The organism is Mesorhizobium sp. P3_A8 (assembly GCF_056402995.1).
The window spans coordinates 418,072-443,307 of sequence record NZ_JBFUGI010000003.1 but is presented as its reverse complement, the minus strand read 5'-3'; the positions used below and the strand labels follow the sequence as shown (position 1 = coordinate 443,307).

Below are 25,236 nucleotides of genomic sequence, written 5' to 3'. Positions count from 1 at the left end.
TCGCCAAGGGCCGCCGTGAGCGGCCCTTTTCGTTTCAGCCAATCGATCGCTTAGTGAATAGCGACCGTGGTCAGGTCGTTTTCCATGGCGCCGGCCAGAGCGCGGTCACGCGCATCGGACAGCAGGATCGGCTGGCCATTGGCGGCAAACAGCGCCCACAACTCCATGCCGGGCGCGATCTCACCGAGATTGGGGAAACGGCCGAGCAATTCGTCGCTCGAGACCTTTCTGAGATAAGCGACCGAGCCCTCGCCGAGATGGGCGAATTCGCCATTGGTCATGGTGATCGTTTCAGTTCTGGTCATTTCAAGCCTCCTTGGCGCGAGGACGCCGCCCTTTTCAGGGGGATAGGCCATCCCGCATGAGAGCCATCGGTAAAGATCAGTCTTTCACCGATATGTTTATTTTCCGTACCAGCCGTTCGGACTCCGGCCGATCGAGGTCGATCGACAAAAGGCCGTTTTTCAACTCCGCCGCGATCACCCGCATGCCGTCGGCCAGCACGAAGCAGCGCTGGAACTGGCGCGCGGCGATGCCGCGATGAAGAAATTCGCGCTCGGTATCGTCGGTCTGACGGCCGCGCACGACCAGCTGGTTCTCCTCCGTTGTCACATCGAGGTCGCTTTCGGCGAAACCGGCGACGGCGAGCGTAATGCGCAGCCTTTCGGCCTTGCCGTCAGCACCGCTGAGCCGTTCGATGTTGTAGGGAGGGTAGCTGTCACCGGATTTCGCCAGGCGCTCCAGGGTCTTTTCCATGGCGTCGAAACCAAGGAGAAGCGGGCTGGAGAAAGGCGTCATTCGGCTCATGTTACACTGTCCTCTCAAGAGCGACATAAAGTGGAAAAACCCAGATGGCATTTTTCCCGATGCTCTTGATATGGTCCGCCCCGCGACCAAGTTCAAGCCACCAGAAGACCCGCCCAAAAAGACCAGGCCTTGGACTCACAGGAATAATCGACATGGCGCTTGAAACGACGCGCGGATGCAAAGAGAAGCGCTGGGGTCGGGACCGTTTCCCGGTCGAGCGGTTCGGCAGCTTGCAGCCGGTTCGGCGTCCTTCAGGCGCGCTCTCGATCCGGTGAGCTCACGGCCAGCCAAACAAGGAATTGAAATGCCCCAACCACGCAAGATCATCATCGACACCGATCCCGGCCAGGACGATGCCGTCGCCATTCTGCTGGCGCTCGGCAGCAGCGAGCTGGAGATCGTCGGCATCACCGCCGTTGCCGGCAACGTGCCGCTGAAATTAACCGAAAAGAATGCTCGCAAGATCTGCGAACTGGCCGGCCGGCCGGAAATCAAGGTCTATGCCGGTGCCATCCGCCCCTTGGCACGCACACTGGTCACCGCCGAGGAAGTGCATGGCAAGACCGGCCTCAATGGGCCGCAGCTGCCCGAACCGACGATGAAGCTGCAGGAGCAGTATGCCGTCGACTTCATCGTCGAGACGCTCATGAAGGAAGAGAGCGGCACCATCACGCTCTGCCCGCTCGGGCCTCTGACCAACATCGCGCTGGCGCTGATCCGCGAACCACGGATCGCGCCGCGCATCAAGGAAATCGTGCTGATGGGCGGCGGCTTCTTCGAGGGCGGCAACGTCACGCCGGCGGCCGAATTCAACATCTATGTCGATCCGCAGGCTGCCGATCTGGTGTTCAAGGCCGGCATTCCGATCGTGATGATGCCGCTCGACGTCACCCACAAGGCGCTGACCACGACCAAGCGCACGCAGGCTTTTCGTGCGCTCGGCACCAAGGTCGGCATCGCGACCGCCGACATGCTGGAGTTCTTCGAGCGTTACGACGAGGGCAAATACGGCACCGATGGCGGGCCGCTGCACGACCCCTGCGTCATCGCCTATCTCTTGAAGCCGGAGCTGTTCAAGGGCCGCAACTGCAATGTCAGCGTGGAAACCGCCTCGGAACTGACCATGGGCATGACCGTGATCGATTGGTGGGGCGTGACCAAACGTCCGAAGAACGCCATGGTGATGCGCGACATCGACCATGACGGCTTCTTCGCGCTGCTGGTGGAGAGGCTGGCGCGGCTTTAGTTCCTGTTTCTCATACGTGTCACCAGAGCCGATGTGTGCTCTGGACGCCACGCATCGGGTTGCTCAATCGCGAAGGAGACGAAACGTATCGCTGCCGTTCTCACGGTGCTGCCGCTCAATCGAAACGTCCGATCCGGCAGTCCGCGGGGCGTCATCAGGCGAAGATCAACGGGCTGTTTTCCCTGAGGCGGACACCGTAGAGGTAACGGGATCCGCCGGTGAGTTTGGTATCCGGAGACGGAGAGGCGTCGAGGACGGTGGCAACTGTGCCCGTTATGCGATCCCGGCTGACAATCGGGCCGGCCTGCCTTGCCATCAGCGCGGTGACTGCAAGAAAACACAGGCTCAGGACGAGAGCCGAGAGAAATATGCCCCTGAGATTTTCCCTCACGACCAAGGCGACAACGATAAACCTTGAATTGGCATCCACTTTTCGTTGGCTGTGAGCATTCCAAGCTGCTCACGGAGCAATGCTTCAATTGGCAAACCGGTAAGCTATGGAGCCATTGCTTCGGGTAACGCGCTCAATCCTGACTTGTGAGCCGATGGGATGCAGTTCTTTGTCGTCAACAAATACGAACGAGTTATCATTGAGGGACAGCGCGTAGGTGGGCACGTTATTCCTAACCCAGTATACGCTCTTGATCGTCCCATCGAGCGCAACAACCGACCGGGTTGGGCTTGCGTCATTCGTAGACTCGTTCAGCGCCAAGGCAGCCATTATCGCAAAAAGACCAGAAAATAGGACCACGCCAGGCGCGTTCCTTTTCAAACCATCCCTAGTCCAAAAAGCAAACATGAATCCCTCAACACAGATTCATGTGGTGGTGGGAGAACACACTTTCAATCGGCTACCATTCCAGGGCGCAGCAACTCTTTGCGGCGCCGGCCTCGCGGCCGCCTTTACTTCGATCTTGAAAACGCCAGCCACAGGCCGCCGCCAACCAGGAAGCTGCCGCTGATTCTGGACATGAGCTTGATGCGGCTGGCCGACAGCAGGCGCCCGGCGCGGCTGGCGGCCAGAGCGTAGGTCGAATCCGACATGGCGGCGAAGATCATGGCGGTCAGGCCCATGACGACGATCTGCAGCGTGTAATTGCCCTGCGGCGCGATGAACTGCGGAAAGAAGGCCCCGAAGAACACCAGCGTCTTGGGATTGCTCAGCGCCACCAGCAGGCCCTGCAAGAAGAAGCCGCCACGCGGCTTCCTCGCGGTGCCGTCGGCGTTCAGCGTGCCCTTGGAGCGGAACATCTGTACGCCCATCCAGATCAGGTAGGCGGCGCCGATCAGCCGCACCCATTCGAACCAATGGCCCATGCCCGCGATCAGCGTGTTGAGGCCGATGCCGACGATGGCGATCATGATGGCAAGGCCTGCCTGTGTGCCGGCGACATTGGCGAGGCCGGCGCGGGCGCCGTGGCGAATGCTGTTGGCGATGATCAGCGTGACGGTTGGACCGGGCACCAGGATGATGACGATGCAGGCGAGGACGTAAGCGGCGTAGAGTTCGAGCGACATGGTTTTTCCCTTGGAATGCTGTCGATCCAGCAGCCGACAATCAATGCATGGCGACAGGCTCCGCGCAAGCCATACGCGAAGCGTATGGCCGTTACACGCGCCTCAAGCGCCGGCCTGCCAGGGCAGTGTCGCCTCATAGGCGGCAGCCGCCTTCAGCACGGCGAGGTCGCCGCGCGGCCGGCCGATCAGCTGCATGCCCATCGGCCGCCCCTTGTCGTCGAAGCCGACCGGCACATTGACCGCCGGGCAGCCGCCCAGCGTGGCAAAGGCTGAGACCTGCATCCAGCGGTGATAGCTGTCCATCGGTCGTCCGGCGACCTCGCTTGGCCAGTGCGTGCCGATTTCGAAGGGGAAGACCTGCGCGGTCGGCAGGGCAATGAGGTCGAAGCGGTCGAAGATCGACAGCAGCGTGCGATGCCAGGAGGTGCGGATGACCGAGGCCGCGCGGATCTGCGGCGCCGTCAGCCGCATGGCGTTCTCCACTTCCCAGATGGCTTCCGGCTTCAGCAGGCCGCGCCTGGAAGGGTCATCGTAGTGGACCTTGAGGGCGCAGCCGCTGCTGGCCTGGCGCAGCGTCACGAAGGCCTGCCACAGCGCTTCGAAATCGAAATCCGGCAGCAAGGGTTCGGCTGGGAAGGATGCATCGGCAAATCGGCTCAGCGCGACCTCGCACAGATCGAGGATGCCGGCTTCGAGCGGCAAATGGCCGCCGAGGTCGCCGAGCCAGGCGACGTGGCCGCCGGTCGACGGCATTGCCAGCCCCTCGAGGAACGAGCCCGGCTTCTCATAGGACAGGGGCGCCTGCGGGTGGTAGCCCGCCTGCACGTCGAGCAGCAGCGCCATGTCGGCGACGTTGCGACCCATCGGCCCCTCGACGCCCATCTGCGCATGAAAGACTTCGAAGTCCGGGCCGCCGGGTACAAGCCCCTGCGACGGGCGGAAGCCGTAGACATTGTTCCAGGCGGCGGGATTGCGCAGCGAACCGCCGAAGTCGCTGCCGTCGGCGACGGGCACCATGTCGAGCGCCAGCGCCACCGCCGCACCGCCGCTCGAACCGCCGGCAGTCAGCGCCGGATCGAAAGCGTTCAGCGTCGGCCCGAACACGGTGTTGTAGGTGTTGGAGCCGAGCCCGAATTCGGGAACATTGGTCTTGCCGATGATGATGGCGCCGGCGGCGCGGATGCGCTCGACGAAGAAATCGTCTTCCTGCGGCACGAAATCGGCAAAGATCGGCGAGCCGAAGGAGGTTCGGAGCCCGGTTGTCGAGGCAAGGTCCTTGATGGCGATCGGCAAGCCGAAGAGCGAGCCGGTTTCGATACCAGCCTGCCGCCTGATATCGGCCGCATCGGCCTCGCGCAGGATGTCGGCACGATCGCGCAACGAGACGATGGCGTTGACCAGCGGATTGACCGTTTCGATGCGGTCGAGGAAGGCCGTCACCACCTCGCGCACCGACAGTTTCTTGCGGCGGATCGCGTCGGCAAGCTCGATGGCGGACAGGCGGCAAATATCGCCGGCCGGCGGCACGGCATGTTTCGTCTGCGGGCGCATCATTTCAGCTGGCTTCCTGCAAGGCTTGATCGACATCCTTGGCCAGCGGGATCGCCGGCTGGGCGCCAGGCTTGAGGCATGCCAGCGAGCCGGCCGCACCGGCGCGCGCCAGCGCCTTGTCGAGCGGGAGGCCTGACGACAGGCCGGCAGCGAAGTAGCCGCAGAACGTGTCGCCGGCGCCGACCGTGTCGACAGGCGTGATCTTCATGGCCGCAATGGTCAGGAAATCGCTCGGCGTCGCTGCCATGACGCCGTCGCCGCCGAGCGTGACGACGATGGTGCGGCCGGTTTTCGCTGCGAAGTCGCGCATGCGCGCCGCCCGGTCGCGGCCTTTCAACGCCAGCGCCTCGCCATAGAGGTCGAACTCGGTCTCGTTGGCGACGGCATAATCGGCCTTGCCGAGGAAAGCCGCCGCAGCGCCCTGGAAAGGCGCGGTGTTGAGCACGGTGACGGCGCCGGCCGCCCGCGCTTGGTCGAGTGCGGCGTCTACGGTCGCCAGCGGGATCTCGTGCTGCAAAAGCACGACATCGCCCTTATTCAGAAAGGCCTTGGAGAGGTCTCCGGGCACCACGGAAGCATTGGCGCCGGGAACCACGGCGATGATGTTCTCGCCGTCGTCGCCGACCATGATCAGCGCCGTGCCGGTCGAGGCAAAGGTTTCCCCCACGCCCGACAGGTCGACCTTGGCCTCACGCAGCAATGCCAGCGCCTCGGCGGCGAAACTGTCCTTGCCGACGGCACCGACCATGCGCACCGCGGCGCCGGCACGCGCGGCGGCCAGCGCCTGGTTGGCGCCCTTGCCGCCAGGCGCCGTGGCAAAACCGGAGCCGCTCACCGTTTCGCCGGGGGTCGGCAGGCGGTCGACTTTGGCGATAAGGTCGAGGTTGATCGAGCCGATGACGACTATCAAGAAAGTGCCTCCCTGCCAGCGCTGGCCGGAAATCAGGATCGACTTTCGGTAAGCACAATGTGGATCGAGATCCACAATGTGGATCGAGATGGCGAGGTGCGCCGGTGCATCAATATGGATGCACCGTCACCTCGGTTGCGCGGGAAGCTAGCGCGTCATGCGGTGACTTGCCAGACCATGCGGATATCAAAAGGCGATTTGTCGCCTCACTCGCAGCGTACGGTGACGGTGACCTGATAGTTGCCGGCGGGAAAGATGCCGCTGGACTTGGTGGCGGTGAGATCGACTTGCATGGGGTGGGTGCCGTTGGTGACCCTTTGCGGCACGCTTCCGTTGACATCGACCCCCGAGCCGTCGAGGCGGAAGACCGAGACGAACGTCACATTGGTGCCGCCGCCGCTCGGCGCCGACGAGAATGCGGCAGGCGCCGGCGCTGAAACCGAATAGCAGTCCAGCAAGTTAAGTATCGAGCACAACAGGGAGCTCGCCACGATGGTGGCGCTGGCGCTCGATCCGCCGGCCTGCTTGGAGCCCAGTATGCTGATGGCGGGATTTGCCTTCATCGTTCCCGACGCCCCGACCATGATGGTGCAGGTGCCGATGATCGCCGCTTGCACCGGAAGGCAGAAGCCTGCAAGTGCAGCCATCGCAAGCAGCGCGCGGCTATTTCTTCTTCTTTTTCTTGCCATCGCTATGTCCGGTCCTGATGCTCCAGCCCTCGTTGGCCCACCCGGGTGATGCGGCCGCGGTGGCGGGAGCGCTGGCCGCCACGCTCGCCGTCTGGCCGTCGCCGCCGAGGCCCATTTTGAGCAGTTTCAGCTCCAGCTGCAGGCGCTCGACCTCGAGCTCGTAGAGGCGGCTGCAATCGACGCGCTTCGGTGTACGCCCGATCGGGATCACCACGCGGCCGTAGGTGGCGACGTCGTTGTTCGACTGGCTGTTGCCTCTGATGACGCCGAGGTCGAGATAGGCACCCGATCCGGAGACCGCGGAACGGCAAGTGGTGCCGTCGGCAGCGTGGACCTCGTCCTGGCCCTGGGGCAAGGTCACACCGGGCAGGTTGAAGCCGCTCTCATTCTGATTGAGATTGTAGACATCCTCGGCCAGAACCGGCGAGCTCCCCGCCGACATCGCGACAAGCGCGATTGTCAGGACTTGCGGTGCCCAAAAAACTTTCCGCATATTTGTGCCTTTATCTGCGTCTGTTGATTGGGAAAGGGGATGCTCTCGGTACAGATACGCACTTTACGCTCGGCAGCGCCGCCGAAGGGCACGACCACAAGGACAGAACGGGAAGCCTGGGACCCCAGTTGGAACGCACTCGGAGAGATCCTGGCGTCCACTGGCTGAAAATCCTGATCGTAGACGTGGATTTCGACCTTGATCTTCTGGTCGTATGGATTGGCCGGGTATACGCGGACCGCGAAGACGTCGGTGAAACTGTTGACCTCGCCGCGCATCGGCGACATCGACTGGGCCGCCGCGGCAACAGGGATCAGGCCGACGGCCAGCGCCGTCGCCAAGGTTCGAAAAAGTGTCAAGGATGCCTCCTTCCCGAGCGCTACTCGCAGCGAAGCGTTACCGTTGCCTGATAGTTTCCGTTGGCGAAGCGGTTGCTGCCGCCCTTGCTGCCGGCGAGATGGACCGAGACAAGGTCGGCGCCGGGTGTGCTGATGGCGGTCGCCGAGCCGGTCTCGACGATGGAGTGCGCACCGGCGGCGGAGTAGGTTGGTGTCCAGGTGGTCGATGTCACGTCGGCCGACGGCACCGTCGTGGTGGTAACAGGATCGACGCTCAGCGATACGCCGCCTGTCGTCGTCAGCGTGACGGTTCCGGCCGAGCCGCCGCTGTTGTGGGAGCTGAGGGACTGGAGGTCGGGACTGACCGTCATTGTGCCATTGGTGGCAATGACGAGCGTGCAGGTCGGCGCGACCGTGCCATTGAAAATGACATTTTGCGTCGTTGCCAGTGCCGGCTCGGCCAGGCATGCGAGCAACAAGGCTGCACCGAAGGCGGTGCGAAACAACTTCATCGAGACCTCCTATTAAGTCGGATTGCCCGATTTAATAGGAGTCATGATCGCTTTATCGTGGTTAATTTAGCGTAAACTTAAATAATGCGCTGAAATAACATTCCATAAATAACCGAAGGTTGTCCCCGGTTGTGTCCTGAATTTCAGATATAATCCAAGTAATACTTTCCTCCGGTCAAGATATGTAAATTTCTTCGGCGGAAACTGGAAAATCGATATTCACGACGACACTTGCCCCGCCTCCCAGCCCAGTATGGCGCGCTTGCGGGTCAGGCCCCAGTGGTAGCCGGTAAGGTCGCCGGACTTGCCGATGGCGCGGTGGCAAGGCACCACGAAGGAGAGCGGGTTGGCGCCATTGGCGGCACCGACCGCCCGGCTGGCGCTCGGCGCACCGATGCTGGCGGCGATCGAGGAATAGGTGCGGGCCTTGCCCATCGGGATCTGCAGCAGCGCCTCCCAGACACGGACCTGGAAGTCGGTGCCGATCATGACGACATGCAGCGGCTGGTCGGGGCGCCACAGCGTCTGGTCGAAGATGCGCGCGGCGTAAGGCCCGGTGGCCGTCATGTCCTCCACATAGATGGCATTCGGCCAGCGGCTGGACATGTCGGCGAACGACGCACGTTCCTCGCCGGGATCGCTGAAGGCGAGGCCGGCAAGCCCACGGTCGGTGGCCATGATCAGGGCGGTGCCGAAAGGCGAGGGGTGATAGCCGTAGCGGATGGTCAGCCCGGCACCGCGCGTTTTGTAGTCGCCCGGCGACATCGCCTCATGGGTGACGAACAGATCATGCAGCCGGCCGGGACCGGACATGCCCAGTTCGAACGAGGTTTCGAGCAGCGGCATGCCGGAATCGAGCAGCCGGCGCGCATGGTCGAGCGTCACCGCCTGCAGGAAGGCTTTTGGCGACAGGCCGGCCCAGCGGGTGAAGAGTTTTTGCAGGCCGGTCGGCGTCTCGCCGACTTCCTCTGCAAGCTCCTCGAGCGAAGGCTGGTCGCGATAGTCGAGGCTGATCTTCTCGATGGCGCGGCGCACGATCTCGTAGTCGCTGCCTTGCGGCGTGATGTCCTTTTTGAGGACTGCTGTGTGTGTGCTCATCGAACTGTCTCCTTGGCCAGGAATATCGCCCCTTGGGGCGCCGATCGCCACCCGAAACTTGCCTTCTTGCCGCGCATGCCCAGATAGACTCGGGTTGCGAGCCCAGGAGTCGCTCATGGCTGGCGAGAAAGTGCATCTGACCGGGGCCGCGCAAGGTCGGCAGGCTTTTGCGCTTCCGGTTCTAGATTCAGCGCGCCTTGGCGGTCGCCAACGCCCGCGAGAAGGCGGTGGCAAAGCTCTCGCGGGACTCGGGATCGAGAAAGCCGCCGATCGGCACGTTCTGGCCTTGTCCTTCCACAGTCATTTTGGTGATGCCGATCTCGGCGTGACGGGCGACTGAAAACCGCGTCCAGAACGGGTTGAAGCGGTGCGCTTCTGATTTTCCCGAAGGCGCCGTCTTGCGGATATCGAGGCTGGTGCGGGAGACCGACACTTCCTCGCGGGCGCGGGCGGCGCGATAGTTGGCGCGGAAGGCGATGTAGACGGCGATCACGTCGAGGCCGAAGAAGCCGAACACCGGCCAGGCGCCACGCGACAGGAAAAACGCACCTGTCACCAGCCAGCCGAACAGCAGCGCGCCCATCAGGACCAGGAAGCCCTTCCTGCCCAGCGACCGGTGTGGGGTCAGCAAGGCATGAAAGAAGGGCTCGTCAGCCTGAAACGAGGCGTTTGTATCGCTCATGACAGGATATTATAGGAGGGAAATGGCGAGCCCCAAGTCCAAAGATTCTTCCATGTCCGAAAAAGAGTTGCCGGCCGGCCGGCGCGACGGTTCGAACGCCAAGCCGCGTCCGCGGCCGGTGCGGCGGACTTCGCGCTACAGTCCGGCCGAAGTGCACGAGATTTTCCGGCGCTTTTCGGTGCAGCGGCCGGAGCCGAAGGGCGAGCTCGAACATGTAAACGCCTTCACGCTGCTGGTGGCGGTGGTGCTCTCGGCGCAGGCGACCGACGCCGGCGTCAACAAGGCGACACGGGCGCTGTTCAAGGTCGCCGACACGCCGCAGAAGATGCTGGCGCTGGGTGAGGCCAAGGTCGGCGATTACATCAGGACCATCGGTCTCTGGCGCAACAAGGCCAAGAACGTCGTCGCACTATCCGAGGCGCTGATCCGCGACCATGGCGGCGCGGTGCCTGATGACCGTGATGAGCTGGTCAAACTGCCGGGGGTCGGGCGCAAGACCGCCAATGTCGTGCTCAACATGGCTTTCGGCCAGCACACGATGGCGGTCGACACGCACATTTTCCGCATCGGCAACCGGCTTGGCCTGGCGCCTGGCAAGACGCCCGAACAGGTCGAGCAGGGGCTGCTGAAGATCATCCCGGACGAGTTTATGCGCCATGCGCATCACTGGCTGATCCTGCATGGCCGCTATGTCTGCAAGGCGCGCAAGCCGGACTGCCCGGCCTGTGTCATCGCCGACATCTGTAAGGCTGAGGAGAAGACGACCAGCGTTCCAGCGCCGCTGGTGCCGATCGCGGCGCTCGGTCCGGCAGACGAGGTTCAGGGCCAGACCTGACCGGGCTTCAACTCTCCTCCACGAACACCTCTTCCCGCTTCTTCTTGATTGATGGCAGGAAGACGATGACGAGCACGGCGAGTGCGACCAGCAGCAGGCCGGCGCTGATCGGCCGCGTCACGAAGGTTGAGGGGTCACCGCGCGACAGGATCATGGCGCGGCGCAGGTTTTCCTCGAGCAACGGGCCGAGCACGAAGCCGAGCAGCAGCGGCGCCGGTTCGCAGCGCAGCTTGGTCAGGACGTATCCGAGCAAGCCGAAGAAGGCGACGGCATAGAGGTCGAACGCGTTGGTGTTGACGCTGTAAACGCCGATCGAGCAGAACGCCATGATGATCGGAAAAAGCACATAGTAGGGGATCGTCAGCAGTTTCACCCAAAGGCCGATCAGCGGCAAGTTCAGGATGATCAGCATCAGATTGCCGATCCACATCGAGGCGATGATGCCCCAGAACAGCGCCGGCTGTTCAGTCGCGACATTGGGGCCGGGCACGATGCCCTGGATGATCATGGCGCCGATCATCAGCGCCATCACCGGGTTGGCCGGAATGCCGAGCGTCAGCATCGGAATGAAGGAGGTCTGGGCGCCGGCATTGTTGGCCGATTCCGGCCCGGCGACGCCTGCGATGGCGCCCTTGCCGAACTCCTCCGGGTGTTTGGAGACGCGCTTTTCCACCGTGTAGGAGGCAAAGGCGGCAAGCACCGCGCCGCCGCCGGGCAGGATGCCGAGCGCCGAACCGATGATGGTTCCGCGCACGATGGGTGCTGCCATTTGCTTGAAGTCGTCGCGGGTCGGCATCAGGCCGGAGACTTTTTTGATCATCACCGCGCGCTCATGCTCGTTTTCGAGGTTGCGCAGGATCTCGGCGACGCCGAAGACGCCGACCGCCACCGCGACGAAATTCAGCCCGTCGGCATATTCGCGGATGCCCAGCGTGAAGCGCGGCGTCCCGGTGTAGATGTCGGTGCCGACAATGCCAAGCAACAGGCCGAGCACGACCATCGCCAGCGCCTTTACGATCGAGCCGTGGGCGAGCGCGATGGACGAGACGAGGCCGACGATCATCAGCGAAAAATACTCCGCCGCGCCGAATTGCAGGGCTATCGCCGTCAGCGGCGGGGCAAAGACGGCGACGAGGAAGGTCGACACCGTGCCGGCGAAGAACGAGCCAATCGCGGCGATCGCCAGTGCTGCGCCAGCACGGCCGTTCTTGGCCATCTGGTAGCCGTCGATGGCGGTGACGGCCGAGGAGGATTCGCCGGGCATGTTGATGAGAATGGCGGTGGTCGAGCCGCCATACTGGGCGCCGTAATAAATGCCCGCGAGCATGATCAGGGAAGAAACCGGATCGCCGATCTGGAAGGTGATCGGCAACAGCATGGCGATGGTTGCGGTGGCGCCGATACCGGGGAGGACGCCGATCAGCGTGCCGAGAAGGACGCCGATCAGACAGAAACCGAGATTTGCCGGCGTTGTGGCCGTCGAGAAGCCAAGCTCGAGGTTGTGGAGGAGGTCCATGTCAGCGCCTCACAATGCCAGCCATGGGGGCAGCCAGGGGCCGAAGCGCTGGAACGGCAGCCCGAGCGCGTAGCTGAAGACGAGGACCGAGAACAGCGTCAGGGCAGCCGACAGCACGAGCGCGGTGAGCGGCTTCATGCGGCCGCTGGCAAAGGCGGCGATCAGCGCCGTCAGGAAGATCGACGGGACGAAGCCGAGGCCGCGCACCGTCAGGCCGAAGAAGATCGGCGCCGGCAGGATGAACAGCATGCCGCGCCAGGCGATGGGGCCGATCGGCTCGCCCTCGACGCGCACCGCCTGGACGAGGATGACGGCGCCAAGCAGGATCAGCACGATCGCCAGGACCAGCGGGAAATAGCCCGGTCCCATACGGAAGGCGGTTCCGATTTCGAGCCCGAGCGACTGCAGCGCAAAAAAGGCGCCGAAGAAGATGAAGAGCACGGCGCACAGGCCGTTGGTCCTGTCGATTGCGAAAGGTTTCATGACGGTCCTCCCAGACCCTTTGCCGGGGCCTGCCGCTGTGAATGTGAAGACGGGGCAAATGTGAAAACGGGCCGAGGCGAAAACGGGGCGCCGGTGGCGCCCCGTTCAAGCCTCAGTCGGCGTACTGGCCGGCGGCTTCGATGATCGGCTTCCAGCGCGTGATCTCGCTTTCCAGCTTGGCCTTCAGCGCCACCGGCGTCGCGTCGGCCTGCGAAGATGGCTTGGTGCCGAGTTCGGCGAAGCGGGCGACGACGTTTTGGTCCTTCAGTGCGACCTGGAGCGATTTCGACAGGCGGTCGGTGATCTCGGCCGGCGTGCCCTTCGGCGCATAGAGGCCGTGCCAGATGCCGACCTGCACCGCGGGAAGGCCGCCTTCCACAGTCGTCGGGACATCCTTCAGCACATCGAGGCGTTCCGGCGAGGTTACGGCATAGGCCTTGATCGTGCCGCCCTGGATCTGCTTGGTGGTGTTGGTCGTCTGGTCGCACATGATGTCGACCTGGCCGCCGAGAAGATCCGTCATGGCCGGGCCGGTGCCCTTGTAGGGCACGGTGACCAGTGGCGTGCCGATGGCGCTCATGAACAGCATGCCGCACAGATGCGAGGCCGCACCGATGCCGGCATTGGCCACGGTGATGCTGTCCTTGTTGGCCTTGGCGTAGTCGACCAGCCCTTTCAGATCGGTCGGCGGGAGCTCCTTGCGGCCGACGATGGTCATCGGCACCTCGGTCACCAGGCCGACATATTCGAAAGCGTTCAGCGTGTCGTAGGCGAGCTTTCTGTAGAGCGTGGCACTTGTCGCCATGCCGATGTGATGGAGAAGCAGCGTGTAGCCGTCGGGATCGGCATTGGCGACGCGGCCCGCACCAAGCGTGCCGCCGGCGCCGCCGACATTCTCGACGATGACCTGCTGGCCGAGATCCTTCGACATGGCTTCGGCGACGAGGCGGGTGACCGTGTCGGTCGGGCCGCCCGCCGCAAACGGCACCACAACGGTGATGGTGCGTTCGGGATAGGATTGTGAGTTGGCGGCGAACGAATAAAGCGTGACGGCCGCGGCGGCGGCCAGAGCGGCAACAAATTTTCGCATCGTAATTCTCCTCCCGGGATATGAATAAAAACTGCTGCGCGGAACTCCTCTCAATGCCGGCCGCGGATGAAACAACAACCAGCGTCAGCCAATAGATTGCAATCGGACTCAAATGGCAAACTGAGATTATCCGCGGTAGCGGCACGCAACGGCTAGATGTTCGAGTTGGGGCGGGATGCGAAATGGTCGAAAGTCGGCCGGCTTCGTCAAATATCGATTGCAGACGTCTGCCTGCTTCCGATCTATTCTGGACTAGTATCCGTAGCCGCGCGCCATCGCTGCCGCGAAGACCGGGATCATCAGGAAGACGAAGGCTTCAGTGCGGATATAGGTCTTCACCGAGGCCAGTTCGCTCGCGGGCACGGTGAAGGAGGGATTGGCGCCGGCCTGCCGGTTCCAGGAAATGAAGCGCACTGTCGGGATGATCGACAGCAGTCCGACAATGCCGAACGCCGCCATCTTGGCCCAGAACACCCAGTTGTAGACGTAGAACTCCCAGCCCTTCAGGCCCCAGACAACACGGCCGATGCCGACGATGATGATCAGCGTGGCGATGATGCCATAGTGACGGTCGATGCCGGCGAGCCGCTTGAGCGTCACGGCGGGCAGGTCGCCGCGGATCAGCACGAATTCGGCGCCGATGATCCCTGCCAGGGAAAACACCAGCAGATGGTGGACAATGGCAAGCACAAGGTCGGTCGTGTCCATGCTTTTTCCCTTGGGTTTGATGGCCCCAGCCCGCGTCCGGAAAGGTCGAGTCGCCGGGTGCTGAATCAGCCTGCCGGGAAAATAACACCGTCGAACAGAATTCCCATAGCGAAGCCGCCGCCGCAGAAAATTGTCCGCTGCCGCTTGCCTGGATGATGGCGCGTCTCGTGGTGGCCCTTGCACCGCTGGGGCGATTTGCTAAGCGCGGACACCATCAGCGAGGCAAGTCCCATGAACAACCGCCAAGTGACCGTCGCCCCCGTCATCGAGACGCAGCGAGCCATTCTGCGGGCGCACCGGATGGGCGATTTCGACGCCTATGCCACGATGTGGGCGGACCCGGCCGTCACCCGCTTCATCGGCGGCAAGCCGCGCACGCGCGAGGAAAGCTGGATGCGTTTTCTGCGCCACGCTGGCCTGTGGTCACTGCTGGGCTACGGCTTCTGGGCGATCGAGGAGAAGGCGACGGGCCGCTTCGTCGGCGAGGCCGGTTTTCACGATCTTAAGCGCGACATGGAACCGTCGATCGAAGGCATTCCCGAAGCCGGATGGGCGCTGGCTCCGGCCGTGCATGGCGCGGGCCTTGCCACCGAGATCGTCAGCCGCGTGCACGTCTGGGGCGACGAGACCTTCGGACGTGCCAAAACCGTCTGCATCATCGATCCCGAAAATACGGCTTCACAGAATGTCGCCAGGAAGTGCGGCTACAGCGAGGTGACGCGGACCCTCTATCACGATGCCCCGACCATCCTGCTGGAGCGGCGGCCCTGAGCGCGCTTCAGCCGGCCTTGCGGCGCAGCTTCCGTGTCAGATCGGCCCATGGATCGGTGCTCTCCGCGGCCGGCGTGACGCTCGGGCCGAGCAGCACCGTCGAGGCATCGAAAGGCTTCGGTCTGGCGATCCCATAGCCTTGGGCATAGTCGACGCCGATCGTCTTCAGGGCGGCAATGATGCCGTCGCTTTCGACGAACTCGGCGATGGTGCGCTTGCCCATGACCTTGCCGATGTGGTGGATCATCTCGACCATGGCGCGGTCGATGCGATCCTCCACCATGTCCTTGACGAAGCTGCCGTCTATCTTGAGGTAGTCGACCGGCAGGTGCTTGAGATAGGCGAAGGACGACATGCCGGAGCCGAAATCGTCGAGCGCGAAGCGGCAGCCCAGCCCGCGCAGATCGGCAATGAAGCGCATGGCGTTGGTGAGATTGGCGATGGCGCTGGTTTCGGTGATCTCCAGGCAGATCATGGCAGGCGAAATGCCATGGACGAGGAACTGCTCGCGCAGGAAGCCGAGAAAGGTCTCGTCGCCGAAAGTCGCCCCGGACAGATTGATGGCGCATGTCGTGATCGGCGGCGTGCGCGGATCGGCTTGCCGTGCGGCCAGGACGCGGAAGGTGTTGCGCACCACCCAGCGGTCGATCGACGGCATCAGGCCGTAACGCTCGGCCGCGGGAATGAAGCTCTGCGGGGTGACGAAGCTGCCGTCTTCGTCGGTCAGCCGCAACAGGATTTCGATATGCGCTCCCGCCTCGGCGGCGTCGTCGTTGAGCGGCCAGATTTCCTGGGCATGAAGCCTGAAGCGGTTTTGCTCCAATGCGGCGTGCAGGCGCTGCACCCAGGCCATCTCGCCGAAACGCTCGCGCAAGGCCATGTCGCCATCGCTGTGGATCTGGACGCGGTTGCGGCCCTTTTCCTTGGCCATGTAGCAAGCGACATCTGCGGCCCGCAGCGCTTCCTCGATCGTCACTTGCGCATTGACGATCTGCACCATGCCGATGCTGACGCTGATGTTGAAGGGCCTGTTGTCCCAGGCGAAATGCAGGTTCTGCACGGCCGCGCGCAGCCGTTCGGCGATGTCGGCCGCATCATTGGCTTCACAATCGATCAGCAGCACGCCGAATTCGTCGCCGCCCAATCGTGCCAGCACGTCTCCCGGCCGCAATTCGTGGGTCAGCAGTGCGGAGATCTGGCGCAGCAACTGGTCGCCCGCGGCATGGCCACAGGTATCGTTGACCAGTTTGAACTGGTCGAGATCGAGATACATCAAGGCGTGTTGCCGGGGCTGGCCCTGCAATTCGACGATCGTCCTTTCCAGCCGGCTTTCGAAATCGCGCCGGTTGGCGAGTCCGGTCAATGCGTCATGCGAAGCCTGCCATGAAAGCCGCTCGATATAATCCTCTTCGCGCGTCATGTCGTGGAAGGCGAGCACCGCGCCGACGACTTCACCGGAAACGAGCAGCGGCGCGCCGGTCAGCGCAACGGGAACAACAGAGCCGTCCGGTCGCTGCAGCAATTGCGGACGGGCGCTGGAACGGCGCGGTTCGCCGGCCAGCAGGCATTCAATCAGTCGGGGTTCTTCAACGCTGGTGTCTTTGTCCACCAGCCGGAACAGCGAAGCGATCGGTTTGCCCTTGGCGCTGCTGAACGGGCAGGCCAACAATTTCTCGGCGACCGGGTTCATATAGTCCAGTCGTCCGTCAGCCCCGGTGCTGATGACGGCCTGGCCGATCGAAGCCAAGGTGATCTGGGCGCGCTCGCGCTCGGTATTGAGCGCCAGCTGGAAGGCCTGGCGCTGCGCCAGGAGCTTGCGTGTGCGCCACACGGCAAGCAGGATCAGCAAGGCGGCGGTGACAAGATTGGCAAATGTGAGCAGCACGCGGATGAAGCGCGAGCCTTCGCCGAGACTGTCCGAGAAGGCCTTGGAAAGAGGGCTGATCTGACGATCTAGCTGATGGATATCCGTCTTCCAGGCGCTGATCTCGGCCGGTGACGCCTTCCCCTTGCTCAATGTCGCGTGCATCGCGTCGCCGAGCCGCTGGATGGCGAGGATCATGGTGTCGGCGGCGGTCCAGTGGCGGATGGCTGTGTCGAGATAGATGAAGCTGCGGAAATTCTGGAACAGCCAGATCATCCCGGCAACGTCGTCCGGATGGTTTCTGCCCTGCAAGAAGCCGGCGCGCGCCGCTTCGGTGTCGGGCTCGGGCTGCTCAAGTGCCAGGCGGGCCGAGCGGTCGGCCAGAGGAACGGCGATCGCTGCACGATACTCGCTGAAGAACTCCTCCTTGCCGGTGTCCGCATAGAGGCTGAGGAAATAGATGGCGTGCTTCTGGCCCTTGGACCATTGGCTCTCGCCGCCGACATAGGCGCGAACCGCCGAAAGCGTGTAGAGGCTGAGGCTGGCGACCAGCGCCTGGATGAGGACGACGGCAATGAAGGGCCAGACCAACCCGAGAAGACGGGGGCTCGCGTTCCTCGATGACAGCTTCATCGAACTTGCATGGACTTGCCATGATCCTGTCAGTGCGTCCGCCCGACTGTTTCATCCGTCGGTTTAAGACGCTGTTCTTCCCTCATGTCACTCAGACGGCGACAACAATCCGGTTATCACGTGCGGGCTTAACAGCGAATAAATAATTCCATTTTTACAAAACCGATTCTTGCCGCGAGCGAGCCGAATATTACGCTACGTCAAGCAATTGCTTCAAGTTTGATCGATTTGTATTTGAAACGTATCGAGCCTTCCGGGCCGCAACCATGGGAGCTAGGGCAGAGCCTCCGCCGCGAGACTGGCTTGCTCCAACAAGGAGGCGTCTTCGCCGAACGCACGCGTGGCGCGAGCCGCCGCCTCGAGCAGCGGACGTTTCATGCGCTGAAGGAAGGCGGCGTCGACGCGCGAGCTCGGACCAGCCAGCGTCAAGGCGCCAAGCAGCACGCGCCCCGGCCCGAATACCGGCGCCGAGACGCCCGCCGTGTCGGGGTCGCGGTCACCGACGGCGAGGCAATTGCAGGTTCTGCGGATGGTCTCGTAGGGTTCGCCCGGCTGGCCTGAAAACGCTGCGAGCACGCGTCCGCCCGAGCCGACCAGCAAAGGCAACACGTCACCCTCGCGTATCGTGTAGCGGATCGGATGCTTGGATTCGACGCGGTAGAGACAGGTGCGGACGTCGCCCGAACGAACATAGAAGGCAACACTCTCCCAGCTGTGCTCGGAGAGGTCGCGCATGATAGGCAGCAGGATATCGACCGCCACCACCGAACGCTGATAAAGCGCGCCGAGCCGAAAGGCGGCGGGCCCGACCCGGTAGCGTCCATCGTCCAGGCGCTCGAGCAGGTGCCCGCGCAGCAGCGAATTCGCCAGCCGCAGGATCGTGCTCTTGTAAAGACGGGTACGCGCCGCGATTTCGGCCAGGCTGAGCGAGCGGTCGGCCGTGGTGAAGGCATCGAGGATAGCGATCGCCCGATCAAGTGCCGCAACACCTTCGGCGGACGGGCGCCGGCTTTCTGCGTCAGTCGATCTGCTTGGCGAGTCCATTGCAATTCCCAGTTCGGAGAAGCCTGAGCGGAGCCACCCTGTCCCGCCGCTGGATCGTTCTGTCTAGCAGAATATCGTTCCCGTTGACAGAACTCGGTAACATCTGCTTGAACTCGATCACGGGTCTGTGAATGCAGGCGCGTTTGGCAGGCACCGGAGGAGGTGTCGTGATCTGGAGGAATCCCATGCTGAACAGACGCAGATTTTTGATGAGCACGGCGGCGGCAGGCGCTGCCGGCCTTGCAGGACTTCATCTCACGCCCGCTTTCGCCGAAGGCGCACCGCAGATCCAGATTTTCGTGCCGGCGGCACCCGGCGGCGGCTGGGACCAGACAGGGCGCACGATGGATCAGGTGCTGCGCAGCGAGAAGCTGATCTCCGGCTCGCAGATCACCAATGTCGGCGGCGCCGGCGGCACGGTCGGACTGCCGCAATTCATCAGCCAGTGGAACGGCAAGGGCAATTCGCTGATGGTCGCCGGCATGGTCATGGTCGGCGCCATCATCGCCAACAAGGCCGCCAACAATCTGACGCAGGTCACGCCGATCGCCCGCCTCACCGGCGAGTTCGAGGCCTTGGTGGTGCCGGCGGAATCGCCATTCAAGACCGCCGCCGATTTCGTCGCCGCGCTCAAGGCCGATCCGACGAAGGTTCCTGTCGCCGGCGGTTCCGCCGGTGGCTCCGACCACATCCTGTTCGGCCTGATCGCCAAGACGGTCGGCGTTCCGGCGACCAGCCTTTCCTATGTGCCGTTCGCGGGCGGCGGCGAGGCTTTGTCGGCGCTGCTCGGCAACCAGGTGGCGGCCGGCATCTCCGGCTTTGGAGAATTCTCCGAACAGGTGAAGGCCGGCGCGCTCCGGCTGCTCGCCATCTCGGCCGACAAGCGCCAGGACGGCATCGACGCACCGACGTTGAAAGAAGCCGGCGTCGATGTCGAACTGTTCAATTGGCGCGGCGTTTTCGCGCCTCCCGGCGTGTCCGACGCCGACAGGGCGGCGATGATCACGCTGGTCGAGACCATGGCCAAAAGCGATGCCTGGGCGACCGAGTGCAAGAACCGCAACTGGACGCCCATCCTGCTCACCGGCGACGACTATGCGAAATTCATCGCCGAGGATTCGGCGCGCATCGAAGCCATCCTCAAGGATCTCGGCCTCGCCTGATTTTCCCCAGGGGGACGGCGCGAGCCGTCCCTCATTTTTCAGTTCCAGCCGACTGCAGGGACCATATCGGGGAGGACATTCATGAGCAGCATCAATCAGCCGGCGGCGGCCTCGCGCCTTGCCGTGCCGGAATTGCTTGTTGGCATCGGCCTTCTGGCCTGTGCCGGCGCCGTGGCCTGGCAGACGTTGGCGATCCCGGTGTCGCCGCTCTATTCCAAGGTCGGCCCGACCGTCTTTCCCTATCTCACCATGGTCGGCCTGGTGGTGCTGTCCCTGCTGCTCATCCTCGCCGCGTTTCGCGGCGGCTGGCAGCCGGAGGAGGAAAAGGAAACGCCGACCGACTGGAAGGCGATGGGCTTCGTCGTCATCGGCCTGGTCGCCAACCTGCTGCTCATCCGACCGCTTGGCTTCACGGCGGCGTCCGTCATCATGTTCGTTCTCATCTGCTATGGCTTCGGCAGCAGGCATACGCTGCGCGATGCGCTCACCGGCCTTATCCTGGCGCTGGCCGCCTATTTCGGCTTCGCCAGGGCGCTCGGCGTCAACATCGGCGCCGGCTTCATCGAGAACCAGCTGAACACGGTGATCGATGCGATCATCGGCGCGTTGGGAGGCTGACGCCATGGACACGCTTGGTCATCTCGCACATGGATTTTCCGTCGCCTTCACGCCGATGAACCTGATGTGGTGCCTGCTCGGCACCACGCTCGGCACCGCCATCGGCGTGCTGCCCGGCCTCGGGCCGGCGCTGACCATCGCGCTGCTTCTGCCGATCACCTACCAGGTGGCGCCGGAAGCGTCCTTCATCCTGTTCGCCGGCATTTATTACGGCGCCATGTATGGCGGCTCGACGACGTCGATCCTGCTCAACACGCCCGGTGAAAGCGCCACCATCGTCACCGCGCTGGAAGGCAACAAGATGGCTCGGTCCGGCCGTGGCGGTGCGGCGCTTGCCACCTCGGCGATCGGCTCCTTCGTTGCCGGAACCATCGGCACGCTGGGCGTCGCCTTCCTGGCGCCGGTGGTGGTCAAGTTCGCGCTGGCCTTCGGCCCGGCCGAGTATTTCTCGCTGATGGTGCTGGCCTTCATCACGGTTTCGGCCGTGCTCGGCTCGTCCTCGGTGCGTGGCCTGACCAGCCTGTTTGCCGGCTTTGTCATCGGCATGATCGGCGTCGACCTGCAGACTGGCCAGCCGCGCTTCACCTTCGGCTCGACCGAACTGCTCGATGGCGTCGACGTCATCATAGCCGCCGTCGGTCTGTTCGCCGTCGGCGAGACGCTCTACATGGCTTCGCGCCGCTATGCCGGCAAGGATGAGATCGTGCCGCTGAAAGGCTCGCTCTATATGACTGCGGCCGAATGGGGACGCTCATGGAAGCCCTGGCTGCGCGGGGCGGCGATCGGCTTCCCGATCGGCGCCATGCCGGCCGGCGGCGCCGAAATCCCGACCTTCCTGTCCTACGCCATCGAAAAGAAGCTGTCGAAGCACAAGGAGGAGTTCGGCACCGTCGGCGCCATCGAGGGCGTTGCCGGTCCCGAGGCCGCCAACAATGCGTCCGCCGCCGGCGTGCTGGTGCCGATGCTGACGCTCGGCCTGCCGACCTCGGCGACGGCGGCGATCATGCTGTCGGCGTTCCAGAGCTACGGCATCAATCCCGGGCCTCTGCTTTTGACGACGCAGGCCGACCTGGTCTGGGGCCTGATCGCCAGCCTGTTCATTGCCAATGTCATCCTCGTCATCCTCAACCTGCCGCTGATCGGACTGTGGGTGCGGCTGTTGAAGATCCCGGCGCCGCAGCTCTATGCCGGCATCCTGGTGTTTGCGACTGTCGGCACCTATGGCATCTCGCAGTCGCCCATCGACCTCGTCATCCTCTATCTGCTGGGGGCGGCTGGATTCCTGATGCGGCGCTTCGACTTCCCGACCGCGCCCGTCATCATCGGCATGATCCTGGGGCCGCTGGCCGAAACCCAGTTCCGCCGGGCAATGACCATCTCGAATGGCGACTGGTCAGTGTTTTACACGCACAAGCTGTCGCTGACGCTGCTGACGCTCGCCTTCATCGGCCTCGCCGGGCCGCATATCTGGGCCTTCATCGAGCATCGCCGGCGGCGCGGACCGGAGCATGTGCCGGGCGATGCCTGAGCGATTTGAAAGATATGACTGACCTGCTTTCCGGTATCCGCGTCCTTGATCTGACCAATGTCCTGGCCGGCCCCTATTGTGCCTATCAGCTGGCGCTGCTGGGTGCAGACGTGATCAAGGTCGAGGGGCCGCAAGGCGGCGACCTCGCGCGCCAGCTCGGCGGCTCGCCAAAGCTCAATCAAGCCGGCATGGGTGCCTCGTTCTTGGCGCAGAACGCCGGCAAACGATCCGTCGTGCTCGATCTGAAGAAGGAAGCCGATCGCGAGCGCTTCCTCGATCTGGTCGCCAGTGCCGATGCGCTGGTGGAGAATTTCCGACCCGGCGTGATGGATCGGCTCGGCCTTGGCCATGAAGCGTTGAAGGCGATCCGCCCCGGCCTCGTCTATTGCGCGATATCGGGTTTCGGTCAGACCGGGCCGATGTGCGACAATCCCGCCTATGACCAAATCATCCAGGGCCTGTCGGGCATCATGAGCATCACTGGCACGCCTGAAACGGCGCCGCTGCGCGTCGGCTATCCTGTTGCCGACACGCTGGGCGGGCTGGTCGGCGCGTTCGGTATTGCGGCGGCGCTGGTCAGGCAGAAGACCTCAGGCGAGGGTGCCTTCCTCGACGTCTCGATGCTCGAATGCACGCTTTCCGCGCTTGGCTGGCCGGTGTCGAACTATCTGACGGCAGGGGTCGATCCCAAGCCGATGGGCAATGAGAACATGACCGCGGCACCTTCCGGCGCTTTCCGCACCGGTGACGGTCTGCTCAACATCGCCGCCAACAAGCAGGAGCAGTTCGTGACGCTGTGCCGGCTGATCGGGCGAACGGAACTGGCGTTGGACCCGCGCTTTGCCGAACGCGAGACACGCAAGTGCAATCGCGCGGCGCTGAAAGCCGAGATCGAGGACGCTCTGGCGGGTGCCCCGGCGGCGGCCTGGGAGGAGATATTCAATCGCGCCGGTGTCCCCGCCGGCCGGGTGCTGACGATCCCGCAAGTGCTGGCCGAACCGCAAGTGCTCGAACGCCAGGTGACCGCGAATTTTGACGATGTGGCCGGGATGGACAGGCCGCTGACCGTTCTGCGCGGCGGCTTCATGGTTGATGGCGCGGCGCCTTTGCCGACGAAGCCGCCGCCGGCACTTGGCGAGCATATGGACGAGATTTTCGCCCACCTGCCGCCACGCGCCAAGGCAAAGGCGCAGGCATGAGCGATACACAGAGGAAAACCGGCCGTGAACGCGGCGAGGAATGGTGGCAGACCGGCATCATCGAGATGAGCCCCGGCGTCATCCGGCTGCGCGGCTATGAAATCCAGGACCTGATCGGCCGCGTCAGCTTTCCGGCAATGATCTGGCTGATGCTGCGTGGCGAATTGCCCAGTGAGGAGCAGGCGGCGCTGCTCGGCATTACGCTGGGCGCTGCCGTCGACCACGGACCGCAGGCGCCGTCGATCGCCATTGCCCGCATGGCCGCAACCTGCGGCGTCGACATCAACAGCGCCATGGCCTCGGCCATCAATGTACTCGGCGATGTGCATGGCGGCGCCGGCGAGCAGGCGCTGGCTTTCTACGGCGATATCGCCGTGGCGCTCGATGGCGGAACGGCGCTGGATGAGGCGGTCTCGGTGAGGCTCGACCGGTTCTTCGCCGAAGAAAAGGGTTATGTGCCGGGGCTCGGCCACCGCTTTCACCCGGTCGACCCGCGCGCGCCACGGCTGCTGGAATTGACCCGCGAATTTGCCGCGCGCGGCGTCGTCAATGGGCGGTTCGCCGACATCGCCGAAGCGATCGAGGCGGAGGTCGCGCGGCGCAAGGGCAAGAAGATCCCGCTCAACATCGATGGCGCCACCGCCGTCATCTACGGAGAACTTGGCTTCCCGCCACCGCTGACAAGGGGGCTGTTCGTGCTGTCGCGCTCCGTCGGTATCCTGGCGCATGCCTGGGAGCAGTCGCAGCAGAGCGAGCGCAACAAGGGGCCGCTGCCGCGTGAATGGCTATGGGCCTATACCGGCACACCGGTACGCCCTTTCCCTAAAGACGGCGGTACTGGCGGCTGACGACGGCCCTCAGCCGGCTTCGATTGGCACAGGTCCGGGAATCGTCAAGGTTGCGACCAGCGTCGAAAGGTCCGGCTCGTCGATCAGCATCGCCGCGTCAGCCGGCGTCAGCCATGCCCGCTGCCGCCGCTTGGCCTCTTGCCAGTTGGCCAGTTCCTCGGTCACCTCAAGCAGGTAGACGATGACGTCGACACGAATGAAGTTGTTGGCCAGCCGTTTCCAATAGGAATAAGTGCCGGCCGGTTGCTTCAATGTCTTGCCGAGCACGCCGGCTTCTTCCATCGCCTCGATGGTGGCGGCCTTGCGGCCGCTCTTGCCTTTCATCGGCCATCCCTTGGGGACGATGAAGCGCTGCGTCGTTCGCGACGTAACCAGCATCACCTCGAGATCGCCGCCCGCGGTCAACCGAAACGGAATCGCCGCGACCTGGCGGATCCGCTCGCCTTTCTTGGCCTTGCGCACGGCCTTTTTCTTGGTGGCTGCCATTCGTAACAATTCCAGTCGGTGCAGTGCCCCATAGCGTGATGTGGCGCCTTTGCAAAACCCAAACTGCCGCAGGGGCACTCGAAGGCCCCTATCATGTAAGTCGGCTAATTAAAAGACCAGTCTGGCTGTCAGCGACAGGTGCTCACAGCGGTGTTGCCGATTATCTGCGTCTGGCAGCTCGGCCTGACCTGCGGCACCACTGGCGCCGGCTGCTGGACGATCACCCGGTCCTGGGCGCGGTACTGCTGTTGCTGCTGCTGAAATTGCTGCCGCTGCACCCGGTTCTGCAAGGTCTGCAGATCGTTCTGCTGGATCAAAGCGTTACTTCTGGCAGAGGGATTGAGCACCTGCGCGGAAGCCGGCAGCGCAAAGCAGGCCACGAAAGCCGCGGCCATCACCGCCAATGCAAGACCCATCGGCGACCGACGCTCCGATATTGGCCTATTCCTGCGAAAAATCCTGCTCATTGCCGATATATAGGGTGTTCGTCCGGCGATGCCATGGCCGCATATCGGTCGCCTTCAAATCAATCATGCCCGCCCCGTCCTGGCCATCCGGCCCGCGGCGCAAATTGCCGTCATATGACGACTATGAATGACTGACGGC

At 63.4% G+C, this 25,236-nt stretch carries 27 protein-coding genes; 8 read left to right on the top strand and 19 right to left on the bottom strand.

Features of this window, described 5'->3' with window-relative positions:
* Nucleotides 1-50: 50 nt before the first annotated feature.
* Nucleotides 51-305 carry a BQ00720 family protein gene (locus AC1DX4_RS09955; protein ID WP_013529590.1) on the bottom strand — a complete coding sequence of 85 codons (255 nt, stop codon included), beginning with the start codon at nt 303-305 and terminating at the stop codon, nt 51-53.
* A 76-nt stretch (nt 306-381) separates the two neighbouring features.
* Nucleotides 382-807, bottom strand: a complete 426-nt coding sequence (locus tag AC1DX4_RS09950) for an Hsp20 family protein (protein WP_013893014.1) — start codon at nt 805-807, stop codon at nt 382-384.
* Between the two features lie 304 nt (nt 808-1,111).
* On the opposite strand from AC1DX4_RS09950, the gene AC1DX4_RS09945 reads away from it, so the two are divergent.
* On the top strand, nt 1,112-2,053 hold the full coding sequence (locus tag AC1DX4_RS09945) for a nucleoside hydrolase (protein ID WP_477220147.1): 942 nt from the start codon (nt 1,112-1,114) through the stop codon (nt 2,051-2,053).
* A gap of 903 nt (nt 2,054-2,956) precedes the next feature.
* Here the strand turns inward: AC1DX4_RS09945 and AC1DX4_RS09940 are convergent.
* The 9 genes from AC1DX4_RS09940 to AC1DX4_RS09900 form a co-directional block, all read right to left on the bottom strand.
* Entirely contained in the window at nt 2,957-3,571 is a 615-nt protein-coding gene (locus tag AC1DX4_RS09940) for a LysE family translocator (RefSeq protein WP_172224173.1), read from the bottom strand.
* 102 nt (nt 3,572-3,673) lie between these two features.
* Nucleotides 3,674-5,125 (bottom strand): amidase, encoded by a 1,452-nt coding sequence (locus AC1DX4_RS09935; RefSeq protein ID WP_477220146.1) that lies wholly within the window; start codon nt 5,123-5,125, stop codon nt 3,674-3,676.
* 1 nt (nt 5,126) lies between these two features.
* Complete coding sequence (locus AC1DX4_RS09930) at nt 5,127-6,032, bottom strand: ribokinase (RefSeq protein WP_477220145.1); 906 nt, start codon at nt 6,030-6,032, stop codon at nt 5,127-5,129.
* Between the two features lie 206 nt (nt 6,033-6,238).
* Nucleotides 6,239-6,721 (bottom strand): hypothetical protein, encoded by a 483-nt coding sequence (locus AC1DX4_RS09925; protein WP_477220144.1) that lies wholly within the window; start codon nt 6,719-6,721, stop codon nt 6,239-6,241.
* Entirely contained in the window at nt 6,696-7,214 is a 519-nt protein-coding gene (locus AC1DX4_RS09920; RefSeq protein ID WP_477220143.1) for a hypothetical protein, read from the bottom strand. The genes AC1DX4_RS09925 and AC1DX4_RS09920 overlap by 26 nt, the downstream gene beginning before the upstream one ends.
* On the bottom strand, nt 7,181-7,573 hold the full coding sequence (locus AC1DX4_RS09915; protein ID WP_477220142.1) for a hypothetical protein: 393 nt from the start codon (nt 7,571-7,573) through the stop codon (nt 7,181-7,183). The genes AC1DX4_RS09920 and AC1DX4_RS09915 overlap by 34 nt, the downstream gene beginning before the upstream one ends.
* Nucleotides 7,574-7,593: 20 nt before the next feature.
* Entirely contained in the window at nt 7,594-8,064 is a 471-nt protein-coding gene (locus tag AC1DX4_RS09910; protein ID WP_477220141.1) for a hypothetical protein, read from the bottom strand.
* Between the two features lie 219 nt (nt 8,065-8,283).
* Nucleotides 8,284-9,162, bottom strand: coding sequence for a methylated-DNA--[protein]-cysteine S-methyltransferase (locus AC1DX4_RS09905; RefSeq protein WP_477220140.1), 879 nt, complete (start codon nt 9,160-9,162; stop codon nt 8,284-8,286).
* Nucleotides 9,163-9,349: 187 nt separating this feature from the next.
* Nucleotides 9,350-9,844, bottom strand: a complete 495-nt coding sequence (locus tag AC1DX4_RS09900) for a DUF2244 domain-containing protein (RefSeq protein ID WP_477220139.1) — start codon at nt 9,842-9,844, stop codon at nt 9,350-9,352.
* Nucleotides 9,845-9,866: 22 nt separating this feature from the next.
* On the opposite strand from AC1DX4_RS09900, the gene nth reads away from it, so the two are divergent.
* On the top strand, nt 9,867-10,679 hold the full coding sequence (nth, locus tag AC1DX4_RS09895; protein WP_477220138.1) for an endonuclease III: 813 nt from the start codon (nt 9,867-9,869) through the stop codon (nt 10,677-10,679).
* Between the two features lie 7 nt (nt 10,680-10,686).
* On the opposite strand, the gene AC1DX4_RS09890 is transcribed toward nth, so the two are convergent.
* The 4 genes from AC1DX4_RS09890 to AC1DX4_RS09875 all read right to left on the bottom strand — a co-directional run bounded on the left by AC1DX4_RS09890 (nt 10,687) and on the right by AC1DX4_RS09875 (nt 14,476).
* Nucleotides 10,687-12,195 carry a tripartite tricarboxylate transporter permease gene (locus AC1DX4_RS09890; protein WP_477220137.1) on the bottom strand — a complete coding sequence of 503 codons (1,509 nt, stop codon included), beginning with the start codon at nt 12,193-12,195 and terminating at the stop codon, nt 10,687-10,689.
* A 9-nt stretch (nt 12,196-12,204) separates the two neighbouring features.
* Nucleotides 12,205-12,678, bottom strand: coding sequence for a tripartite tricarboxylate transporter TctB family protein (locus tag AC1DX4_RS09885; protein ID WP_477220136.1), 474 nt, complete (start codon nt 12,676-12,678; stop codon nt 12,205-12,207).
* 112 nt (nt 12,679-12,790) lie between these two features.
* Nucleotides 12,791-13,768, bottom strand: a complete 978-nt coding sequence (locus tag AC1DX4_RS09880) for a tripartite tricarboxylate transporter substrate-binding protein (protein WP_477220135.1) — start codon at nt 13,766-13,768, stop codon at nt 12,791-12,793.
* Between the two features lie 252 nt (nt 13,769-14,020).
* The gene (locus AC1DX4_RS09875) at nt 14,021-14,476 is read right to left on the bottom strand and encodes a DUF2214 family protein (protein ID WP_477220134.1); all 456 of its coding nucleotides are present in this window, start codon (nt 14,474-14,476) and stop codon (nt 14,021-14,023) included.
* A 231-nt stretch (nt 14,477-14,707) separates the two neighbouring features.
* Between AC1DX4_RS09875 and AC1DX4_RS09870 the strand changes: the two genes are divergently transcribed.
* On the top strand, nt 14,708-15,247 hold the full coding sequence (locus tag AC1DX4_RS09870; protein ID WP_477220133.1) for a GNAT family N-acetyltransferase: 540 nt from the start codon (nt 14,708-14,710) through the stop codon (nt 15,245-15,247).
* A gap of 7 nt (nt 15,248-15,254) precedes the next feature.
* On the opposite strand, the gene AC1DX4_RS09865 is transcribed toward AC1DX4_RS09870, so the two are convergent.
* Together AC1DX4_RS09865 and AC1DX4_RS09860 are read right to left on the bottom strand one after the other, a co-directional pair.
* Nucleotides 15,255-17,744 (bottom strand): EAL domain-containing protein, encoded by a 2,490-nt coding sequence (locus AC1DX4_RS09865; RefSeq protein ID WP_477220132.1) that lies wholly within the window; start codon nt 17,742-17,744, stop codon nt 15,255-15,257.
* 273 nt (nt 17,745-18,017) lie between these two features.
* Nucleotides 18,018-18,788 carry an IclR family transcriptional regulator gene (locus tag AC1DX4_RS09860; RefSeq protein WP_477220131.1) on the bottom strand — a complete coding sequence of 257 codons (771 nt, stop codon included), beginning with the start codon at nt 18,786-18,788 and terminating at the stop codon, nt 18,018-18,020.
* 185 nt (nt 18,789-18,973) lie between these two features.
* Here AC1DX4_RS09860 and AC1DX4_RS09855 point away from each other — a divergent pair, with 185 nt between their 5' ends.
* The 5 genes from AC1DX4_RS09855 to AC1DX4_RS09835 all read left to right on the top strand — a co-directional run bounded on the left by AC1DX4_RS09855 (nt 18,974) and on the right by AC1DX4_RS09835 (nt 24,144).
* A complete protein-coding gene (locus tag AC1DX4_RS09855) occupies nt 18,974-19,951 on the top strand; it encodes a Bug family tripartite tricarboxylate transporter substrate binding protein (protein ID WP_477220130.1) in 978 nt (325 codons plus the stop codon).
* An 81-nt stretch (nt 19,952-20,032) separates the two neighbouring features.
* A complete protein-coding gene (locus AC1DX4_RS09850; protein WP_477220129.1) occupies nt 20,033-20,569 on the top strand; it encodes a tripartite tricarboxylate transporter TctB family protein in 537 nt (178 codons plus the stop codon).
* A gap of 4 nt (nt 20,570-20,573) precedes the next feature.
* Nucleotides 20,574-22,097, top strand: a complete 1,524-nt coding sequence (locus AC1DX4_RS09845; RefSeq protein ID WP_477220128.1) for a tripartite tricarboxylate transporter permease — start codon at nt 20,574-20,576, stop codon at nt 22,095-22,097.
* 14 nt (nt 22,098-22,111) lie between these two features.
* Entirely contained in the window at nt 22,112-23,296 is a 1,185-nt protein-coding gene (locus tag AC1DX4_RS09840; protein WP_477220127.1) for a CaiB/BaiF CoA transferase family protein, read from the top strand.
* Nucleotides 23,293-24,144, top strand: a complete 852-nt coding sequence (locus AC1DX4_RS09835; protein WP_477220126.1) for a citryl-CoA lyase — start codon at nt 23,293-23,295, stop codon at nt 24,142-24,144. The genes AC1DX4_RS09840 and AC1DX4_RS09835 overlap by 4 nt, the downstream gene beginning before the upstream one ends.
* A gap of 9 nt (nt 24,145-24,153) precedes the next feature.
* On the opposite strand, the gene AC1DX4_RS09830 is transcribed toward AC1DX4_RS09835, so the two are convergent.
* A complete protein-coding gene (locus AC1DX4_RS09830) occupies nt 24,154-24,630 on the bottom strand; it encodes an NUDIX hydrolase (protein WP_477220125.1) in 477 nt (158 codons plus the stop codon).
* Between the two features lie 128 nt (nt 24,631-24,758).
* Nucleotides 24,759-25,046: a hypothetical protein gene (locus AC1DX4_RS09825; RefSeq protein WP_477220124.1), complete on the bottom strand. Its 288-nt coding sequence runs from the start codon at nt 25,044-25,046 to the stop codon at nt 24,759-24,761.
* Nucleotides 25,047-25,236: the final 190 nt, after the last annotated feature.

What these genes read in the sequence shown, in the direction of transcription:
- AC1DX4_RS09955 (WP_013529590.1), bottom strand. Translation starts at nt 305, where the DNA reads ATGACCAGAACTGAAACGATCACCATGACCAATGGCGAATTCGCCCAT.
- AC1DX4_RS09950 (WP_013893014.1), bottom strand. Translation starts at nt 807, where the DNA reads ATGAGCCGAATGACGCCTTTCTCCAGCCCGCTTCTCCTTGGTTTCGAC.
- AC1DX4_RS09945 (WP_477220147.1), top strand. Translation starts at nt 1,112, where the DNA reads ATGCCCCAACCACGCAAGATCATCATCGACACCGATCCCGGCCAGGAC.
- AC1DX4_RS09940 (WP_172224173.1), bottom strand. Translation starts at nt 3,571, where the DNA reads ATGTCGCTCGAACTCTACGCCGCTTACGTCCTCGCCTGCATCGTCATC.
- AC1DX4_RS09935 (WP_477220146.1), bottom strand. Translation starts at nt 5,125, where the DNA reads ATGATGCGCCCGCAGACGAAACATGCCGTGCCGCCGGCCGGCGATATT.
- AC1DX4_RS09925 (WP_477220144.1), bottom strand. Translation starts at nt 6,721, where the DNA reads ATGGCAAGAAAAAGAAGAAGAAATAGCCGCGCGCTGCTTGCGATGGCT.
- AC1DX4_RS09920 (WP_477220143.1), bottom strand. Translation starts at nt 7,214, where the DNA reads ATGCGGAAAGTTTTTTGGGCACCGCAAGTCCTGACAATCGCGCTTGTC.
- AC1DX4_RS09910 (WP_477220141.1), bottom strand. Translation starts at nt 8,064, where the DNA reads ATGAAGTTGTTTCGCACCGCCTTCGGTGCAGCCTTGTTGCTCGCATGC.
- AC1DX4_RS09905 (WP_477220140.1), bottom strand. Translation starts at nt 9,162, where the DNA reads ATGAGCACACACACAGCAGTCCTCAAAAAGGACATCACGCCGCAAGGC.
- AC1DX4_RS09900 (WP_477220139.1), bottom strand. Translation starts at nt 9,844, where the DNA reads ATGAGCGATACAAACGCCTCGTTTCAGGCTGACGAGCCCTTCTTTCAT.
- nth (WP_477220138.1), top strand. Translation starts at nt 9,867, where the DNA reads ATGGCGAGCCCCAAGTCCAAAGATTCTTCCATGTCCGAAAAAGAGTTG.
- AC1DX4_RS09890 (WP_477220137.1), bottom strand. Translation starts at nt 12,195, where the DNA reads ATGGACCTCCTCCACAACCTCGAGCTTGGCTTCTCGACGGCCACAACG.
- AC1DX4_RS09885 (WP_477220136.1), bottom strand. Translation starts at nt 12,678, where the DNA reads ATGAAACCTTTCGCAATCGACAGGACCAACGGCCTGTGCGCCGTGCTC.
- AC1DX4_RS09880 (WP_477220135.1), bottom strand. Translation starts at nt 13,768, where the DNA reads ATGCGAAAATTTGTTGCCGCTCTGGCCGCCGCCGCGGCCGTCACGCTT.
- AC1DX4_RS09875 (WP_477220134.1), bottom strand. Translation starts at nt 14,476, where the DNA reads ATGGACACGACCGACCTTGTGCTTGCCATTGTCCACCATCTGCTGGTG.
- AC1DX4_RS09870 (WP_477220133.1), top strand. Translation starts at nt 14,708, where the DNA reads ATGAACAACCGCCAAGTGACCGTCGCCCCCGTCATCGAGACGCAGCGA.
- AC1DX4_RS09865 (WP_477220132.1), bottom strand. Translation starts at nt 17,744, where the DNA reads ATGAAGCTGTCATCGAGGAACGCGAGCCCCCGTCTTCTCGGGTTGGTC.
- AC1DX4_RS09860 (WP_477220131.1), bottom strand. Translation starts at nt 18,788, where the DNA reads ATGGACTCGCCAAGCAGATCGACTGACGCAGAAAGCCGGCGCCCGTCC.
- AC1DX4_RS09855 (WP_477220130.1), top strand. Translation starts at nt 18,974, where the DNA reads ATGCTGAACAGACGCAGATTTTTGATGAGCACGGCGGCGGCAGGCGCT.
- AC1DX4_RS09850 (WP_477220129.1), top strand. Translation starts at nt 20,033, where the DNA reads ATGAGCAGCATCAATCAGCCGGCGGCGGCCTCGCGCCTTGCCGTGCCG.
- AC1DX4_RS09845 (WP_477220128.1), top strand. Translation starts at nt 20,574, where the DNA reads ATGGACACGCTTGGTCATCTCGCACATGGATTTTCCGTCGCCTTCACG.
- AC1DX4_RS09840 (WP_477220127.1), top strand. Translation starts at nt 22,112, where the DNA reads ATGACTGACCTGCTTTCCGGTATCCGCGTCCTTGATCTGACCAATGTC.
- AC1DX4_RS09835 (WP_477220126.1), top strand. Translation starts at nt 23,293, where the DNA reads ATGAGCGATACACAGAGGAAAACCGGCCGTGAACGCGGCGAGGAATGG.
- AC1DX4_RS09830 (WP_477220125.1), bottom strand. Translation starts at nt 24,630, where the DNA reads ATGGCAGCCACCAAGAAAAAGGCCGTGCGCAAGGCCAAGAAAGGCGAG.
- AC1DX4_RS09825 (WP_477220124.1), bottom strand. Translation starts at nt 25,046, where the DNA reads ATGGGTCTTGCATTGGCGGTGATGGCCGCGGCTTTCGTGGCCTGCTTT.